The sequence below is a fragment of the Salinirubellus litoreus genome (assembly GCF_037335815.1).
GTDB lineage: Archaea > Halobacteriota > Halobacteria > Halobacteriales > Haloarculaceae > Salinirubellus > Salinirubellus litoreus.
Genome location: NZ_CP147841.1, coordinates 2,546,281 through 2,562,441, shown reverse-complemented (window position 1 = coordinate 2,562,441; position 16,161 = coordinate 2,546,281). Strand labels below are relative to the sequence as shown.

General features: G+C 69.4%; 14 protein-coding genes and 1 pseudogene. 5 read left to right on the top strand and 10 right to left on the bottom strand.

What is annotated here, in order from left to right; translation table 11 throughout:
* Positions 1-10 precede the first annotated feature (10 nt).
* Positions 11-439, bottom strand: a complete 429-nt coding sequence (locus tag WDJ58_RS12710) for a universal stress protein (protein ID WP_338913643.1) — start codon at positions 437-439, stop codon at positions 11-13.
* Between the two features lie 144 nt (positions 440-583).
* Positions 584-2,470: an ATP-binding protein gene (locus WDJ58_RS12705; protein WP_338913642.1), complete on the bottom strand. Its 1,887-nt coding sequence runs from the start codon at positions 2,468-2,470 to the stop codon at positions 584-586.
* Positions 2,471-2,592: 122 nt separating this feature from the next.
* Here WDJ58_RS12705 and WDJ58_RS12700 point away from each other — a divergent pair, with 122 nt between their 5' ends.
* The 3 genes and pseudogenes from WDJ58_RS12700 to WDJ58_RS26360 all read left to right on the top strand — a co-directional run bounded on the left by WDJ58_RS12700 (position 2,593) and on the right by WDJ58_RS26360 (position 5,562).
* The gene (locus tag WDJ58_RS12700) at positions 2,593-3,774 is read left to right on the top strand and encodes a hypothetical protein (protein WP_338913641.1); all 1,182 of its coding nucleotides are present in this window, start codon (positions 2,593-2,595) and stop codon (positions 3,772-3,774) included.
* Between the two features lie 72 nt (positions 3,775-3,846).
* Positions 3,847-4,191, top strand: a complete 345-nt coding sequence (locus WDJ58_RS12695) for a DUF7113 family protein (protein ID WP_338913640.1) — start codon at positions 3,847-3,849, stop codon at positions 4,189-4,191.
* A 146-nt stretch (positions 4,192-4,337) separates the two neighbouring features.
* Positions 4,338-5,562, top strand: a pseudogene (locus WDJ58_RS26360) (MFS transporter).
* A gap of 9 nt (positions 5,563-5,571) precedes the next feature.
* Here the strand turns inward: WDJ58_RS26360 and WDJ58_RS12680 are convergent.
* The 3 genes from WDJ58_RS12680 to WDJ58_RS12670 form a co-directional block, all read right to left on the bottom strand.
* Positions 5,572-6,831, bottom strand: a complete 1,260-nt coding sequence (locus WDJ58_RS12680) for a DNA double-strand break repair nuclease NurA (RefSeq protein ID WP_338913637.1) — start codon at positions 6,829-6,831, stop codon at positions 5,572-5,574.
* A gap of 231 nt (positions 6,832-7,062) precedes the next feature.
* Positions 7,063-7,266, bottom strand: coding sequence for a hypothetical protein (locus WDJ58_RS12675; protein ID WP_338913636.1), 204 nt, complete (start codon positions 7,264-7,266; stop codon positions 7,063-7,065).
* A gap of 214 nt (positions 7,267-7,480) precedes the next feature.
* Positions 7,481-8,044: a hypothetical protein gene (locus tag WDJ58_RS12670; RefSeq protein ID WP_338913635.1), complete on the bottom strand. Its 564-nt coding sequence runs from the start codon at positions 8,042-8,044 to the stop codon at positions 7,481-7,483.
* A gap of 198 nt (positions 8,045-8,242) precedes the next feature.
* Between WDJ58_RS12670 and gpmI the strand changes: the two genes are divergently transcribed.
* The gene (gene gpmI / locus WDJ58_RS12665; protein WP_338913634.1) at positions 8,243-9,808 is read left to right on the top strand and encodes a 2,3-bisphosphoglycerate-independent phosphoglycerate mutase; all 1,566 of its coding nucleotides are present in this window, start codon (positions 8,243-8,245) and stop codon (positions 9,806-9,808) included.
* Between the two features lie 4 nt (positions 9,809-9,812).
* Here gpmI and WDJ58_RS12660 read toward each other — a convergent pair whose 3' ends face one another.
* The 3 genes from WDJ58_RS12660 to WDJ58_RS12650 form a co-directional block, all read right to left on the bottom strand.
* Positions 9,813-9,965, bottom strand: coding sequence for a hypothetical protein (locus tag WDJ58_RS12660; protein ID WP_338913633.1), 153 nt, complete (start codon positions 9,963-9,965; stop codon positions 9,813-9,815).
* Between the two features lie 29 nt (positions 9,966-9,994).
* Positions 9,995-11,533, bottom strand: coding sequence for an amidohydrolase (locus tag WDJ58_RS12655; protein ID WP_338913632.1), 1,539 nt, complete (start codon positions 11,531-11,533; stop codon positions 9,995-9,997).
* A gap of 126 nt (positions 11,534-11,659) precedes the next feature.
* A complete protein-coding gene (locus WDJ58_RS12650) occupies positions 11,660-13,468 on the bottom strand; it encodes a PAS domain S-box protein (protein WP_338913631.1) in 1,809 nt (602 codons plus the stop codon).
* Between the two features lie 280 nt (positions 13,469-13,748).
* On the opposite strand from WDJ58_RS12650, the gene hmgA reads away from it, so the two are divergent.
* Positions 13,749-14,966, top strand: a complete 1,218-nt coding sequence (gene hmgA / locus WDJ58_RS12645) for a hydroxymethylglutaryl-CoA reductase (NADPH) (RefSeq protein ID WP_338913630.1) — start codon at positions 13,749-13,751, stop codon at positions 14,964-14,966.
* Between the two features lie 261 nt (positions 14,967-15,227).
* Here hmgA and WDJ58_RS12640 read toward each other — a convergent pair whose 3' ends face one another.
* Positions 15,228-15,623, bottom strand: coding sequence for a hypothetical protein (locus WDJ58_RS12640; protein WP_338913629.1), 396 nt, complete (start codon positions 15,621-15,623; stop codon positions 15,228-15,230).
* Positions 15,620-16,144, bottom strand: coding sequence for a DUF5817 domain-containing protein (locus WDJ58_RS12635; RefSeq protein WP_338913628.1), 525 nt, complete (start codon positions 16,142-16,144; stop codon positions 15,620-15,622). Before WDJ58_RS12635 ends, WDJ58_RS12640 begins: the two co-directional genes overlap by 4 nt.
* Positions 16,145-16,161: the final 17 nt, after the last annotated feature.

Genomic DNA, 16,161 nt, shown 5'->3' with positions numbered 1-16,161 from the left:
GGGAGCGAGGCTACCTGACGACCGTGACGGGCACCGGCGAGCGCCGGACGACGAGTTCGGCGACCGATCCCAGGAGCACGCGGGAGAGCCCCTTTCGACCGTGGCTACCGATGACGACGTGGTCGACGTCGTGTGCCTCGACGTACTCGACGATCGCCCGGGAGGGCTGGCCGACCTCCGTCGCCGTCTCCACCTCGACGCCGGCCTCCCCGGCCCGCTCGCGGATCTCCTCGAACAGCGTCTCGGCGCTCGCCTCCTCGGCCTCGAACCAGTCCTCGGAGGACGGCGGGATGCCCGCCTGAGCGCCGTAGGTCGCCCGCGCCGGGTCGATGACGTGCAGGACGGTGATCCGCGCGTCGGCGTGCTCTTCGAGGGCGTGTTCGAGCGCGTCCCGTGCCTGGTCGGACCCGTCCATCGGGAGGAGTACGTGTTTCGCCATGAACGGTGGTTTTCCGGCCCCACACAAAACCCTGCTCCCCGGTCCCACCGGCCGGGAACGAGCGAACCGGACGGGGAGCCGCGACCGGATCGAGCGGACGGGCAGGCGGCCGCCCCGATCAGGGATCCGGCGCGATCCGGACCGTCAGTCCCGGCCGTGTCTGGTGAGACAGGTCGGGAGCCCCACGAGTTCGACGGGATCGGAGTTGTCCGGCGAGTAGACGACCATCTGGCCCTTCTCCATGTACGGCACCTTCCCTTCGAGGTTCGAGGGGATGTTGACCGCCTTGATCGCGTCCTCGTCGCCCAGGTTGAGGACGACCGTGGTGTTCACCTGCTTGAATATCGGGTCGGCGATGTCCTGGGGATCCTGCGTGACGAGGAACAGGCCCAGGCGTTCCTTTCGGCCCTGTTTGGCGGCCTCGGAGAACTTCCCGATGACCTGCCGGGCCTGGACGCTCTCGGCGTCGGTCAGGAAGTTGTGCGCCTCGTCCATCCCGAGCACCACGGGGGTCTCCTTGATGCGGTCGTAGGTGGGGTCGTTCGAGAGCTTCTGGTCGACCAGTAGCGACGCGACCGCGAGGACCACCGTCGTCGTCGCCCGCGAGTCGTTGATGTGGTAGGTCGGGACGACGGTCAGGCCGCCGGGGCGGACGAGCCGGGAGACCTGCTCGGTGATGGGTCTCGCGTCCCGGTCGAAGACGTTCCCGAACCCTCGAACCCTGCGCTTGATCGCGTCGAACGTCGCCTCGTGGACCACGCCCGACTCGTCGAGTTCCTCGCGGAGCCCCGGGTCGTCGAGGTATGAGAGGAACTGCTGGTAGGTGCCGCCGTCGCCGTGGCTCCTGAAGAACCGGTGGAGCAGTTCGCGCAGGCCGGCGTACTGGTTGTCGTTCAGGCCGCCCCCGGCGACCAGCCACATGTTCTCTCGGACCATCGAGAACGGGACGGTGAACTCCACCTGCTCGGCGCGGTGGTGGTCGGCGGCGTACGTCGCCGACCCGACCTTCGGGACGAACGCGACGCAGTCGTCGTGCCCGCCGTGGGCGATCCCCTCGGCCTCGCACCGGCGGGCGAAGTCGGGTTCCAGATGGGGGTTGTCGTCGTGCATCTGGGCGTACTCGTCCTGCGGGTCGAACTGGACCACCGCCGGCCGGACGGAACGGCCGTCCTCGATCGGATACGACCGGTCATCGGCGAGATACTGCCGGAGGACGTTCTTCGCGGCGTGGGTCTTGCCCGAACCGGTGCCGCCGGCGACGAGCGTGTGTCTGAACACCAGCGGATCCCCCGAGTCGTAGTCGTCCTTCACCCGGTAGTCGATGGTCGGCGGCTCCGCGGCGGTCCGGACCTTCTCGCCCCCGACGGCGAGGTGCCCCAGAAAGACGCCGTCGTCGGGGATCTTCAGGCCGGTCTTGATCTCGCCGGCGTCGGTCGCCTGCCGGACCACGGTCTCGGGCTTGGGAACGCGATCGGTCATCCGACGCTTGAGTTCGTCCCCGTCGCGGTAGAGCACCGCCACCGGCTCCAGGGAGGCCATGAACTTGTAGTCCTGCTCGTCGACCTCGCGGCGGCGCATCGCCCGTCGGGCGTGGATCTCGGTGGCGTCGTCGGCCTCGAACTCCTGGGCGTACTCGAGTGCCACGATCCGACAGAACAGCCGCTCGCCGTCCGCGTGCCCGTGGGCACGCTCCGGACTGGCGGCTGAAGCCGCCCCGTCGGGGTAGTCGGCGACGAGATACGAACCCACGCGGACCGCCGCGCGGTTGCCGACGGTGATGTACGCTCGCAACCGCGTGTCCTCGGGGTCCTCGCTGACGACGAGCCCCTCGGCCGCCGAGAGCGTCCCGATGCCGACATCCTGGCCCACGGGGGTCACATCGGCCGTCTCGAAGCTCTCGGTGGGGTCACGCTCGGCGTCCTCGGCTTCCGGGGGGGCGTCGGCCACCTCCTCGTCCGCGTCGGGGGTCGGCTCCTCCCGCTGGTCGGGGTCGAAGTCGTCGAAGTTCTCGAAGTCCCCCAGATCGGTCATACCCCTACCCGGTGGCCCCGGGACAAAAGTCCGTCCACCGCACGGCGAAAGTGATTCCACCACCCCGTTCGGGGTCAGCCTTTAGCCCCACCCGGTACCAGGCACGGGGAGGTGAACGCGAGTTGAGCGCGGCGACCGTCTCGCGCGGGGCGCGCCGGTTCCTCCTCGCCAGCGCCGCCGCGCTCGTGCTCGCGCTGGCGACCGATCTCGCGGATCTCCCCCGGCGGACCTTCGTCGTCCTCGCGCTCCACGGGTTCGTCCTCCACGTCCTCTTCGGGAAGGCCTACTCGCTCGTCCCCTCGTACTTCGACCGTCGGCTGGCGCTCCCGCGCGCGCCGGCCGTCCACCTCCCGCTGACCGGCATCGGGGTCGTCGGTCTCGCCCTCGACCCGCTCCGGGGGGTCCCCGACGCCGCGGGGACCGCCGGGGCGGTCGCGTGGGCGCTCGGCGTCGGCGTCTTCCTCGTCGCGCTCGGGTGGACGCTCCGGGGTAACCTCACGGGGGCGGAGACGGGTACGGGAGAGGCCAACGCCGAGCGCCGCCCCGTCGACCGGTTCGCCAACGCGTTCGTCCCGCTCGTGCTGGCGTACCTCGCGCTCGGGAGCTACGAGACGCTCGCCCTCCGAACCCCGCTCCCCGCCGTCCTCGGCCCCTACCCCGCGCGCGCCTCCCACCTGCTGGGTGCCGGCACCGCGGCGCTGCTCGTGTTCGCCGTCGGCTTCCGGCTGCTCCCCCGGTTCCTCGTCGGGCACCCCCCGCGGGCGCTCGTCGCCGTCGTCCTCCCGTCGGGTGCCGTCGCGCCGCTGCTGCTCGCCGCCTCGCTCGTCGAACGAGGGACACTCTTTCGCGTGGGGGCGGCGCTCCAGACCGTCGCCATCGTCGGGTTCGCCCTCGTGTTCGGTGCGCTCTTCGTCCGCTCCGATCGACGACGGATCGGTTTCTACGGCGCCCTCGCGGGCGCGGCGGCGGGCGTCCTCGCGGGCGCCATCGGGGTCCTGTTAGCTTTCGGAGACGCCCGCGGGTCGCTCGTCGCCGCACACCTCCGGCTCAACCTCGTCGGGTTCCTGGGGCTCACCGTCGTCGGGCTCTCCTACCAGTTCTACCCGCCCGCAGTCGGGACGTTTCCCGGCGCGGGCGACCGGACCGCGCTCGCCGCGCTCGTCGCGCTCGCCGGCGGGCTGGCGCTGACCGCCGCGGGACACCTCGGCGGTTCAATGGGAGCCGCGGATCTCGGGACGACCGTCTCGCTGGTCGGCGCGCTGGTCCACCTCTACCTGCTGGCGGGACTGTTCTACGAGCGGTGAACCCGCGGCGGTCGTGACACTCGTCGGCACCCCGCGGAACAAGCCTATAGGAGCGCGAGACCTATCGGGGGTATGCTACTGATACGCGGGCACGCCGGGGGGACCGCCCTGACGGGGACGCTCTACGAGCGGGGCGAGCGCGCCCCCCGCTTCAAGGGCGCTCCCGACGAGGGCGCGCCCTACGTCTGGGTATGTGACGCCTTCTACGAGGTCGAGAGCGGCGGACAGATCCAGGAGATCGACGGCTCTGAGCTCCGCGTGGCGTTCGAGACGCCGATGCCCCGGGGGTTCGACACGCGCGACGTGGCGGTCGCGGCAGCCGAGGAGCACATCCGAACGCAGTTCGCGCGGGTCGGCGTCCCCGAATCGGACGTCGAGATCGAGATGATCAAGGGGGAACCGGGGGTCGAACCGTAGGCCGACGGTCCTCCCGGACTCCCGATACGCACCGTCGGACGTGCGACGGCCGTCCGTACCCGCGCCGGGACGCCGCGCGGCGATCGGCCGGGGGATCGTGTGAAAACAGTTAACACCCGAGTGCTGATACCACCGGCATCGACCCCCTGACGAACGCGCTTGCGTCGATAGGAGACGAGGCAAGGGAGCTGTGGAGCGGGGGGAAAGGGCGGTTCCTCGTCGCCATCGCGAGCGGGTGGGGGCTCCTGCTCGGGACGCGGATGGCCTACCCGGTTCTCCTGCCGTACCTCCGCGACTCCTTCGAACTGAGCCTCACGGCCGCGGGCCTGCTGGTGACGGTCCTCTGGCTGGGGTCGGCGCTCGGCCAGCTCCCGGGTGGCGTGCTCGCGGACCGGTACAGCGAGCGCACGGTCATGGTGGCGGGTGCGGGCCTGGTCGCCGTCGCACTCGTGTTCGTCGTGGTCGCCCCGACGGCGGCCGTCCTGTTCGCCGCGACCGGTCTCGTGGGGGTCGGCCAGTCGCTCTACCCCATCGCGCGGATCGCCATCCTGTCCGACATCACCCCGACCGCATCGGGAGCGCCCTCGGCGTGACGATGGCGACCGGCGACCTCGGACAGACGGTGCTCCCGCCGATCGCGGGGGTGCTCGCCGCCGCGATAGCGTGGGAGGTCGGCCTCGAGTTCGTCGTCCCGCTCCTCCTCGCGATCGGGATCGTCCTCTGGGTGGTGCTCCCGGACGGGACGCCGACGGAGGAGGAGAGCGAGGCGCTCCCGAGCGGGCGCGTCCGCGACGTCGTCGGCGAGCTACGCGGGACGAACGTCGTCTCGTGGCGTTCATCCTGTTCCTCTACATCCTGGTCTGGCAGTCGTTCACCGGGCTCTACCCGACGTATCTGGTCGAGGGGAAGGGCCTGTCCTCCTCGACGGCCGGGCTGCTGTTCAGCGTCTTCTTCGCGTTCGGGGTCCTCGTGAAGCCGGTCTCGGGGGTCACCTACGACCGGATCGGGCTGTGCAGTGCGCTCGTCATCGTGCTCGTCGGGCCGGTCGCCGGGTTCGTGCTGCTGCCGTTCGTCGAGGGGTTCTGGCCGCTCGTGGTCGTCACCGCCCTCGTCAGCACGATGCTCGGGTCGGACGCGATCACCCAGTCGTTCCTCTCCGACGCGATCCCGGCGGAGATACGGGGGACCGGCCTGGGGATCGTGCGGACCACGGCGGCGACACTCGGCGCGGCCGGACCGGTGGTCTTCGGCGCGGTCGCCGACCGCGGGTACTTCGACGAGGGCTACCTGCTGCTGGGGGCGATCCTCGTCGTGGTCATCCTGCTCACACTCAGGCTCCCGAAGGCGGGATCGGGGTCCTCGCCGTCGTAGGGTGTCCGGTCAGAGGTCCAGGCTGGCTCCCACACCCCACCGGTCGTCGTCGTAGGTGGTGTCGAGTTCGCTCCCGAACGCCCCCTCCAGCGCCCGGCGGAGCGCCGCGGTCTCCTTGCGGGAGATGGAGGCGAGCGAGTCGGCCTTCGCCACCGCCGGCGGCGGCCCACGCTCGACCGCGACGTCCTTCAGGACCTGCATCGTGATGGCCTCGCGGCGCTCCTCGTCCCGGGTGACCGCCCGCGGGGCCTCGACGCGGTACACGGTGTCGGTCCGGGGATCGTACACCATGCAGAACGTCACCTCGTAGTCCTCGGGCGGCCGTTCCAGCGTGATGTCGTGGCGGCCCTCGGGGATGGCGTGGTCGGCCCGTCCGCGCGAGACGAACCAGTTGGTGAACGTCAGCGAGTTGCCGTCCCGACGCCAGCCGTCGTCCTCGTAGGCCCCCCGTTCGAGGACCTTCGAGAAGAACGCCGCGTCGTTCACCCACGGGGCCTGGCCCTCGCGTTCGCGTATCGTCCGGGTGATGAGCCCGGTCACCGGCGTCTTAACGAACCCCACCACCGGGACCTCGGCGTCGAGGAACCGCTCGACGAGGCGGACGTATCGCTCGATGATCCGGCGGGGGGTCTGCTCGCCAGCCAGCAGTTCGGCGAGTTCGGCGTCGCGGTTCTCCCAGGTCAGCAGGCCCTTCGGGTAGATGGGCCCGTCCATCACGAGCAGATCGTCGACCAGTTCGGCCTGTTTCGTGGCGTGCTCGACCTCGGCGAGGTAGAGCGCGAGCTCGTGGACTACTGGCGTCACCGAGCGGTCGACCATCGGGACGTGGAGCAGGCGCGACTGGACGTACCCCTCGTCCTCCATCTCCCAGTCGTCCGAGAGCGTCACCGCCACGTCGCTTGAGTGGACCGCCGTGACCATCGTCCGCGCCCGGTGGAGGTCCAGATCCGAGGGGACGGCGGACATGGCGGCCTGAGCGACGTCGACGACCAGGCCGTTCTTGAAGGTCGTCGGGTTGATCGTCCCCGAGTCGAGGCCGTGCTGTGTGGGGTAGTGGTCCTCCTGGAGCGCGGCGTCCTCGATGTCGACCTTGCGGCGGCGCTGTGCGTCGAGGGGTTCGACGACCTCGCGGGAGCCGTCGTAGAGCGGATCGAGGAACTCCTCCCAGACGGTCCTGGCGAAGTCGCGGTGCTCTCGCTCGTCCACCGCGGGACTGACCCGGCCGGCGAGCCGCGTGAGCGCCCGGAAATGAACGGGGTCGAGCGTCATACCGGCGGTGGCGCGCCGCCGGGCAAAAACCCTCGGAGAGCGGGGCGGAACTGAGTCGGTCCCGCGTCCCCGGAGTCACGACCTACAGATCGTGCGAACCGGACCGCCACGTCCGCCGACGGGAGCGTCTCATAGGGGTTATCGTAGCTACTCGTACCGTCTCGTCCCGGGACCACACCGCTCGACCCGTATCAGCGAGTCGAACCCTCCGGCCGGCTACGATACCCCCTATCAGTCGCTACACCGGGACCCGGATCCGCCGTTCCGCTTGGCGTCTAGCGCCTGCGCGATGGCCTCCTCGGTCCCCTCGGGGGCGTGGCACTCGACCCAGGCGGCGTACCGGTCGTCATAGGTCGCCCGACGGCGGATGTCGCCGGGGGTCCGCCAGAGCGGGATGGGGGCCACGTCCTCGGCCGGCCCGTCGTCGCAGTCCATGCCCGGGGTTGGGCACCCGTTGTGATGAACCGTGAGGGAGATGGCAGAACTTACCACGTACATAGGGCATCATAACATATTTACTACATGTACTCTAGAAAGACAAGTTCGACAAACCTACTCATTAGACGTTTCATGATAGCTGGTATCGAACAAACGAGACCTCGACAGAGCTGATTTACTCAAATGAGACGGAAAGCGCATTGAATCGGAATCACGCATCTCTCGCTTCGGTCTCCTCTGTAGCTTGGTGTTCCTTAATCTCCCGTTCGACCGCCTCCTCAACTAAATTGAAGAACCTATTGAGTTCTCTGTCGATCTTTCTTGGCCGAGTTGAGAAAATCTCTATGTTCTGTTTACTGAACCCCGAAGGAGATATCTGTCCATCAAACTCTTCGGCGGCGTCCAACCGGTTTATCGCTCGTTCCAAGTTTAGACCACCGAGTTCGGGCATTTCGCTAGGAATTTCGTTCCAGTGAAGTGATATTTTTATTGCAGTATGACCATTACTCCCGAATATTAGCCGCTTAAGCCGGTAACGACGGGTCGGCTCGGGTACGTAGCATTTGATATAGTCTATTGAAATAATCAAATACAGATGGGTGCTGTTGAAGAGGAACGGGATCGTTATCGGGTCATCATCTCCGTCACTCAGATGTTCATTTCGGATGATTTCCTCTTGCGAATAGATATCTCTGGATTCGCTACTTCTCCAGATCAAGAAGGAGAACAGAGCACTGATGAAGGAGAAGAAGAGTATGAGAAGGTTCAGACTCATCGCGTTGATGTGAGAATTTAGACTTCTTGATTAAAAACTTGTGCGAGAGTCTCACCTCTCTTTCCGCTCACGGCACAATACTACTTGCCAGGATATTCATCCAGAGATCCAGCGAAAATAACAGTCTTGTATACATTTCTATGGCACTCTCATACCGTACATCGAAACCGTGTTAGCCGCGGGGCCGGAGTTTCGGATATGGAGGCGGCGCTCATCGTACTCGACGGCTGGGGCCTCGGCAGCGGCCGTGCGGACGGCGACCACCGGGACGCCGTGGCGACGGCGGGGACGCCGAACTTCGACGCCTACGCCGAAGCGGGCGCGTACGGCACCCTCGAGACGCACGGCCGCCGGGTCGGGCTCCCCGAGGGGCAGATGGGCAACAGCGAGGTCGGCCACCTCAACATCGGGGCCGGCAGGGTGGTCAAACAGGACTCGACCCGGATCACCGACGCCGTCGAGGACGGCTCGCTGTACGAAAACGACGCGCTCGTCGCCGCCTACGACCACGCCGCCGGGAACGACGGGCGCGTCCACGTCCTCGGGCTGGTCAGCGACGGGGGCGTCCACTCGAGCCAGGAGCACGTCCACGCGCTCCTCGAGGTGGCCGAGCGTCGTGGCGTCCCGGCGACGACGCACGTGTTCACCGACGGCCGGGACACCGCCCCACAGTCGGGCGTCGAACACGTCGCCCGACTCGAGGAGGCGATCGGGACGCACGGAACGGGCGAGGTCTCGACCGTGACCGGGCGCTACTACGCGATGGACCGCGACGAGAACTGGGACCGGACCCGGAGCGCGTACGACGCCATCGTCGACCGGGAGGCCCCGCACGAGGCCGCGAGCGCCGTCGAGGCTATCGAGGCGTCCTACGAGCGCGGGGACACCGACGAGTTCGTCGAGCCGACGCTCGTCGAGGGGGGCCACGCGCTCGCCGACGGCGACTCGGTAATCTTCGCCAACTTCCGCTCGGACCGGGCGCGACAGCTCACACGGATGCTCGCCGGTATCCGTCCGGAGTGGGCGTTCGACACGTCCCCGCCGGACGTCCACCTCGTGACGATGACCGAGTACGACGCGACGTTCGGGGTACCGATGGCGTTCGAGCCCAGCCAGCCCGAGGACACCTTCGGCGAGGTGGTCTCGGAGACGGGACGGACGCAGCTCCGACTCGCCGAGACCGAGAAGTACGCCCACGTCACCTACTTTCTCAACGGTGGGCGCGAGGTGGAGTTCGAGGGCGAGCGCCGCGAGATCGTCCCCTCGCCGGACGTCCCCACCTACGACGAGAGACCGGAGATGTCCGCGTTCGAGGTGACCGAGACGGCGGTCGAGGTGATCGGGAGCGACGACCCCGATGTGATGGTGCTCAACTACGCGAACCCTGACATGGTGGGCCACACGGGCGACTTCGAGGCGACCGTCGCCGCCGTCGAGGCGGTGGACGAGTGTCTCGGGAAGCTCGTACCCGTCCTCCGCGAGCACGGCGCGGGCGTCATCCTCACCGCCGATCACGGCAACGCCGACGACCTCGGCTCGCCGGAGAACCCCCACACCGCCCACACGCTCAACCCCGTCCCGCTCGTCTACCTCGCACCCGACGAGAGCGGTGAGATCGGTTCCGGCGGTACCGGGGACGAGGACCTCTCGGGCGGCTACACGGCCCGCGAGGGCGGGGCGCTCGCCGACGTCGCGCCGACGCTCCTCGAGGTGATGGGCGTCGAACGGCCCGGGGCGATGACCGGCGAGTCGTTGCTGGAGTAGCCGACTACCCGCGGCAGTCGTCCTTCCAAAACCCTTCGAAGCGGTCGTCGCTCGCGCCGCAGTCGGCGTACTCCCGGTCGGTCGTGACGCGGTGGTCGCCGACCTCCTTCGGCCAGTCGCCCTGCGTACCCGGAGGGCGGGCCCACGCGGCTATCAACCTATCAACCGCGGTCGGTGCGCCCGTGCTCACCCCTCGCGTCGGTAGACCACCTCGCCGTCGACCAGGGTCACCGCCACGTCGATCCCCGCGATCTCCCCGGGGTCGACCGCCCACGGCGACTCCTCGAGGACGACCAGATCCGCGAGCTTGCCCCGCTCTACGGTTCCCATCCTGTGTTCGTCGAACCCCGCGTACGCCGCGCCGAGGGTGTAGGCACGGAGCGCCTCGGTGACACCGATCCGCTGGTCGGGAGCGGGTGCGGTGACGGCCTGGCTGACGCCGAACAGCGGGCCGATCGGCATCGTGTCGCTCCCGAACGCGAGCGGGACGCCCGCCTCCAGCAGGGCGTCGAAGGGGTTCGACGCGCGGGTTCGATCCGGACCCAGGCGGGTCTCGTAGAGCCCCCCCTCGCGGGCCCACTTGAGGAAGTTCGGCTGGACGGAGGCGACCGCACCCACCTCGGCGAACCGCTCGACCAGCTCGTCGGTCAGCACCTCCGCGTGTTCGACACGGTGGCGGGCGTCCGCCGGATCCTCCGTTCCGGCGAACGCGTCGAGGGTCTCCCGGACCGCCTCGTCGCCGATGGCGTGGGCGGTGAACTGGAACCCCGCCTCCTCGGCGCGCTCGACCCACTCCCGTAGCTCCTCCGGGGGGACGACCCACGTCCCCCGGCTCCCGGAGTCGGCGAACGGCTCGGAGAGCTTCGCGGTTCCCGAGCCGATGGAGCCGTCGGTGAACGACTTGATCGCCCCCGCACGGACGAACTCGCTGCCGGCGTTCGAGACGAGCCCCGCCTCGGCGACCGCGTCGAGGTGATCCGTCCAGTAGTTGATGCGGACCCGGAGGTCGAGTTCGCCCTCGCTATCGAGTTCGCGGTAGATCCGGGGGGCGGGGGTGCCGCGGACCATGTCGTGGACGCCGGTGACGCCGAGTTCGTGGGCGCGGTCCCGCGCCGCCTCGAGGAGTTCGCGCATCTCTCCGGCGCCGGACGCGAGCGCGGACTGGACCACCCCGACGGCCCCCTCGACGGCCACGCCGGTCGGTCGGCCCCCCTCGCTATGGACGTCCCCGTCGTCCATGCGGTCCGCGAGTTCGTCCAGCCCCGCGGAGTTCAGTGAGACCGAGTGGAGGTCCTCGCGGAAGGCGGCGACCGGGCGGTCCTCGACCACCGAGTCGAGGTCGGTTCGATCGAGATACGCCGTCTCGCCCCACGCCGACTCGTCGTAGCCGTACCCCTGGACCCACCCCTCGTCGGTCGTCTCGGCCCGGAGGCGGAGCCGGTCGAGGGCCTCCGCCCGGGATTCGGCCCCGGAGAGGTCGGCGTGGACGAGCCGTCGACCCACGGCGTCCATGTGGGTGTGCGCGTCGACGAACCCCGGGAGGACCACCCGGCCCTCGCAGTCGATCACCTCGGTGTCGACCCCCTCGAGGAATCCCACCTCGTAGGCGGCGTCGACCCGGACGATGCGCCCGTTCCGTACCGCGACCGCCTCGGCGGTCTCGTCGGGGTCGGCGAGGGTATGCACCTCCGCGTTCGTGAGTATCAGATCGGCGGGTGCAGCCATGGTGGAGCGGCGGGCGGTACCGGCCTAAGCGTTGGGGACCCGGGTCGCGGACAGCCGACCCGACACGGGAAAGCCACGGCGGCGCTCCGGCTTCGTCGTTCGTCCGAGCGGAATCCGCGCGTGAGCCTATCCGGTTCGGGTGGGGTGGTCGCTCCCGACCGTCGGGAGCGTCAGCCTGACGACGCTGCCGCGCGGCTCGTTGTCCCCGAAAGCGATGTCCCCGCCGGAGACCCGGACCACCCAGTGGGCGAACAGCAGTCCCAGCCCCGCCCCGTGCTGGAGCTGACCGATCTCGCGCTCGAAGAGGAGGAGTTCCCGTTCGCGCCGCGGGATGCCCGGACCGTCGTCGACGATCCGGATCGAGGTGCTGTCGCGGTCGTCCGAACCGACCTCGATCCGGACCTTCGGGGACCCGGTGTCGTTGTGTTCGATCGCGTTCTCGACGAGTTCCTCGACCGCGGCTCCGATCTCCGGAACCGCGAGGGCCCGGACCTCCCCGTCACGGACGAGTTCGATGTCGGCGGACGCGTACCTCGTGCGGAGCCCCTCCACCCGCCGTTCGACGACGGCCGCGACGTCGATGGGAACCGGCTCGGACGGGTTCACGAGCAGGTCGACGAGTTCGCGTTCGCGGTTCGCCTGCCCGACGAGGTGTTCCGCGCGTTCCTCTATCAGCCGGGCGGCCTCCCGGACGTCGTCGACGTCGCCCCGGCGGATCATCTCCGCCGTCCCCTGGATCGTGTTGAGCTCGTTTCGGATGTTGTGACGGAGCCACCGTTCGAGGACCTTCAGCTGTCGCTCCCGCTCCCGGCGCTCGGAGACGTCGCGACCGATGCCGACTACCCTCTCTTCGCCGTCCCCGTCGCCGGTTCGCAGCCGCCGGCTCCGGAACTCGTAGAGGTGGGATCGGCCGCGCCCGTCGAGGAGCCTCGCCTCGACCGTGTCGCGCCCCTCCTCGAGGACCCGCGCGATCGACTCCCGGATCAGACGGCCGTCGTCGCCGGCGAAGAGGTCCGTGACGTCCATCGACGCCAGCTCCTCGTCGTCGTGGCCGGTCACCGCCGTCGCGGTCTCGTTCCAGCGCACGAGCTTCCCGTCGGCGTCGACCACGTAGAACACGTCCTGAAGGGTGTCGAGCGTGTCCTCGACGAACTGTCGCTCCCGCTGGAGGTCGATCTGGGCCTCCCGCAGCGGCGTCACGTCGACGACCACGGCCTGACCGATGTCCTCCCCGAGGAAGCGGCCGACGGCCGTCGAGACCTGGACGTGTCGGACCTCGCCGTCCGACCGGCGGAGCCGCATCTGGGTCGGGCCGACCGACTCCTTGCGCGCGATGACGTCGCCGAGCTCCTCGCGGGCGAGCTCGTGGTCGTCCGGGTGGATGAACTCGAATATCGAGTGGCCGACGAGGTCGTCGCGCCCGTCGAGGCCGAGCAGATCGACCGTGGCGTCGTTACACCAGACCGACTCGCCGGTCCCGTCGAACAGGTTGATCGGGACGGGCGAGATCTCGACGAGGCTACGGTACCGTCGCCGGGCCTCCTCGTCGGACCACAGCATCTCCCGCTGGAGGCTATCCTGGAGCCGGGAGACGACGGTCGCCGGGTCGGCGTCCTCCGGGAGGTAGCCGCTCACGCCCGCGGCGACGGATTCGCCGGCGATGGCCTCCGATCCCTCCCGGGGTATCAGTACGAACGGAAGCGCGGGATGCGAGATCCGGACGGACCTGACGAGACGGAGCCCGTCGAGATCCGGGAGGTCGTACTCGCTCAGGATCCCGCCGATCCCACCCGACTCGACGAGGCGGAGACACTCCCCGGCGGAGTCGACACTCGCGACCCGGAACCCCGCCGTCGCGAGTTGCTCCCCGTACCGGCGCTCGAGCCCGTCCCCGCGGCCGACGAGCAGGACCAGAGGATCGGCTCGTTCAGCCATTATTAATCCTTCCGGATGTCCCCTGGTAATTCTTTTCACCGAAAACCACTGTGATCGGCCCAGAAGTGACCGCGGGGAGGGTGGATCAGGGGGAGACAGCGGGCGACGTCGACGCTCCGCGCCGGGAGCGGAGCGGCGTGCGGACGGCGAGATGGCGTGCGGACGGGGAGACCGTGTGGCCGAACGCGGGGAGAGCGGTCCCCGAGATCCGATCGGCACCCCGCCGGACACCGCGCCGCGAGTGGCAACCCTTAGGCGCTCGCCCGTCGACCCCCCGGCCATGACCGACACGAGCCCCGAATCGCTCGCCGAGCGGGTGCACGAGGGCGACCTTCGGCTACATGAACTGGAGGCGCACGTCGACGGCGAGACGGCCGCCGCGGCCCGCCGGCACCTCCTCGAGTCCGAGACGGGAGCGGATCTATCGACGGTCGGCGACTACTCGTTTCCCGCCGAGCGGGCCGACCCGAACGTCGAGAACATGGTCGGCGCGGCGCAGGTCCCGATGGGGGTCGTCGGCCCGCTCCCCGTCGACGGCGGTGCCGCCGAGGGTGAGTACTGGCTCCCGATGGCGACCACGGAGGGGGCGCTCCTCGCCAGCGTCAACCGCGGATCCTCCGCCATTCGGGCGGCCGGCGGGGCCACCGCCCGCGTACTGAAATCGAAGATGACCCGCGCGCCGGTCTTCCGGGTCCACGACATCGCGGAGGCGAGCGAGGTGGTCTCGTGGGTCCGCGAGAACGAGTCGGCGCTCCGGGAGGCCGCCGAGTCCACCACGAGCCACGGCGAACTCCGGGAGGTGACGCCCTACGTCGTCGGCGACTCGGTGTTCCTGCGGTTCGGCTACGACACGAAGGACGCGATGGGGATGAACATGGCGACCATCGCCACGCAGGAGGCCTGCGAGGTGGTCGAATCCGAGACGCCCGCGTCGCTCGTCGCGCTCTCGGGGAACCTCTGTACGGACAAGAAGCCCGCGGCGATCAACGCCGTCGAGGGGCGCGGCCGGACGGTCTCGGCCGACGTGGTGCTCTCTCGCGAACTCGTCGAGGATCGCTTCAAGACGACGCCGGAGGCGATGGTCGAGGCGAACACCCGGAAGAACCTCGTCGGCTCCGCGAAGGCCGGGTCCCTGGGATTCAACGCCCAGGCGGCGAACGTCGTCGCCGCCGCGTTCCTCGCGCTCGGCCAGGACGCCGCCCAGGTCGTCGAGGGGTCGAACGCGATCACCACGCTCGACGTCCGGGGGGAGGAGCTCTACGCTTCGCTCACGCTCGCGTCGCTCGAAGTCGGGACGGTCGGCGGCGGGACGAAGCTCCCCACACAATCGGAAGCGCTCGACGTTGTGGGCGTCCGGGGCGGCGGCGACCCGCCCGGCGCGAACGCCGACGCGCTCGCGGAGGTGATCGCCGCGGGTGCGCTCGCCGGCGAGCTCTCGCTGATGGGCGCGCTCGCGGCCTCCCACCTCGCCAGCGCGCACGAGGAACTCGGGCGGTGACGGCGAAAGCGGAACTTCCGGAACCGGCCCTCGCCTCCAGTTTCACTCCGGCGTTGGCGTTGGTTTAATCGACCTTAGACGTGATTTCGAGTGCCCGCCGGGGCCACACCCCGCGGGCACCCATCATGACCGAGAACGAGACCGCCTCCGAGACCAGTCTGTACCGCCTCCGCGTGCTCCAGGCCGCGCTCGCGGCGCTGGCCGCCGCGCTCACCCTCTGGAAGACCCTCTGCGCCGGGTGATCCGGGGACCGGGACCGATCTACCGTCCTCCCCGCCCGTCACGTCGGGTCCGGGAGATCTCGTAGACGAGGAAGAGCACCCCGCCGCCGAGCACGAGCACGGCCGAGATCGCGAGCGTCCCCGAGTCGATCGCGACGGCGACGACGAGCGCGGTGAACCCCGCACCGCCGATGGCGTGTGCGAGACCGACGAGCCGCCGACCCCGCCGGAGGAAGACGACGGCCCCGACGTCGAGCCCCAGGGCGAGCGACACCGCCGAGAGCGACACGGGCCGGACCCGAAGCCCGCCGACCGCGATGGGATCGACCACCGGTTCGAGCAGGAACAGGAGCCCCGCGAGCCCCACGAGCACGCCGACGGCGATCGGACCGGGATCGTAGCTCCGAGATCGAGAGTCGGTGTCGGGGGTGCTCACAGTCGGCGGTAGCGGCCGCCGGACTCGGTGATCTCGCCGGTCCGGCGGAGCCGTTCGAGCGCCTCCTCGGCGTACTCCTCGGGGACGCCCGCGTCGGTCGCGTACTCGATCACCGCCGGTTCGTTCGGACGGTCGAGTTCCTCGAGCGCGTCGAGGACGACCTGCCGTCGGCTTCGGGAGCCACCCTGCCCGGTTTCGGCCCGCTCGCCGGCCTCGTTCACGGCGTCGGTGTCGATCCCCGACCCCCGGAGGAACTCCTCGTCGCTCACCCCCGATCGGTCGGCCGCCTCGCCGAGCGTCGAGAAGTCGTCGAGGGAGTCGACCTGCTCCCCGTACCCGCCGCGTTCGGCCAGCAGCCGCGAGCGCGCCTCGCGCGCGGCGTCGGCCGACTCGGTCTCCGCGAACCGCTTCAGCTTCTCGAGCCGGTGGCGCGTCTCACACCGCGGACAGGCAGTAGAGTCGGGACGACCCTCGACGACCCACAGCGCCCCACATCGGTTACAGCCGACGACCGCGTACATGGTTCGACGTGAGGCCC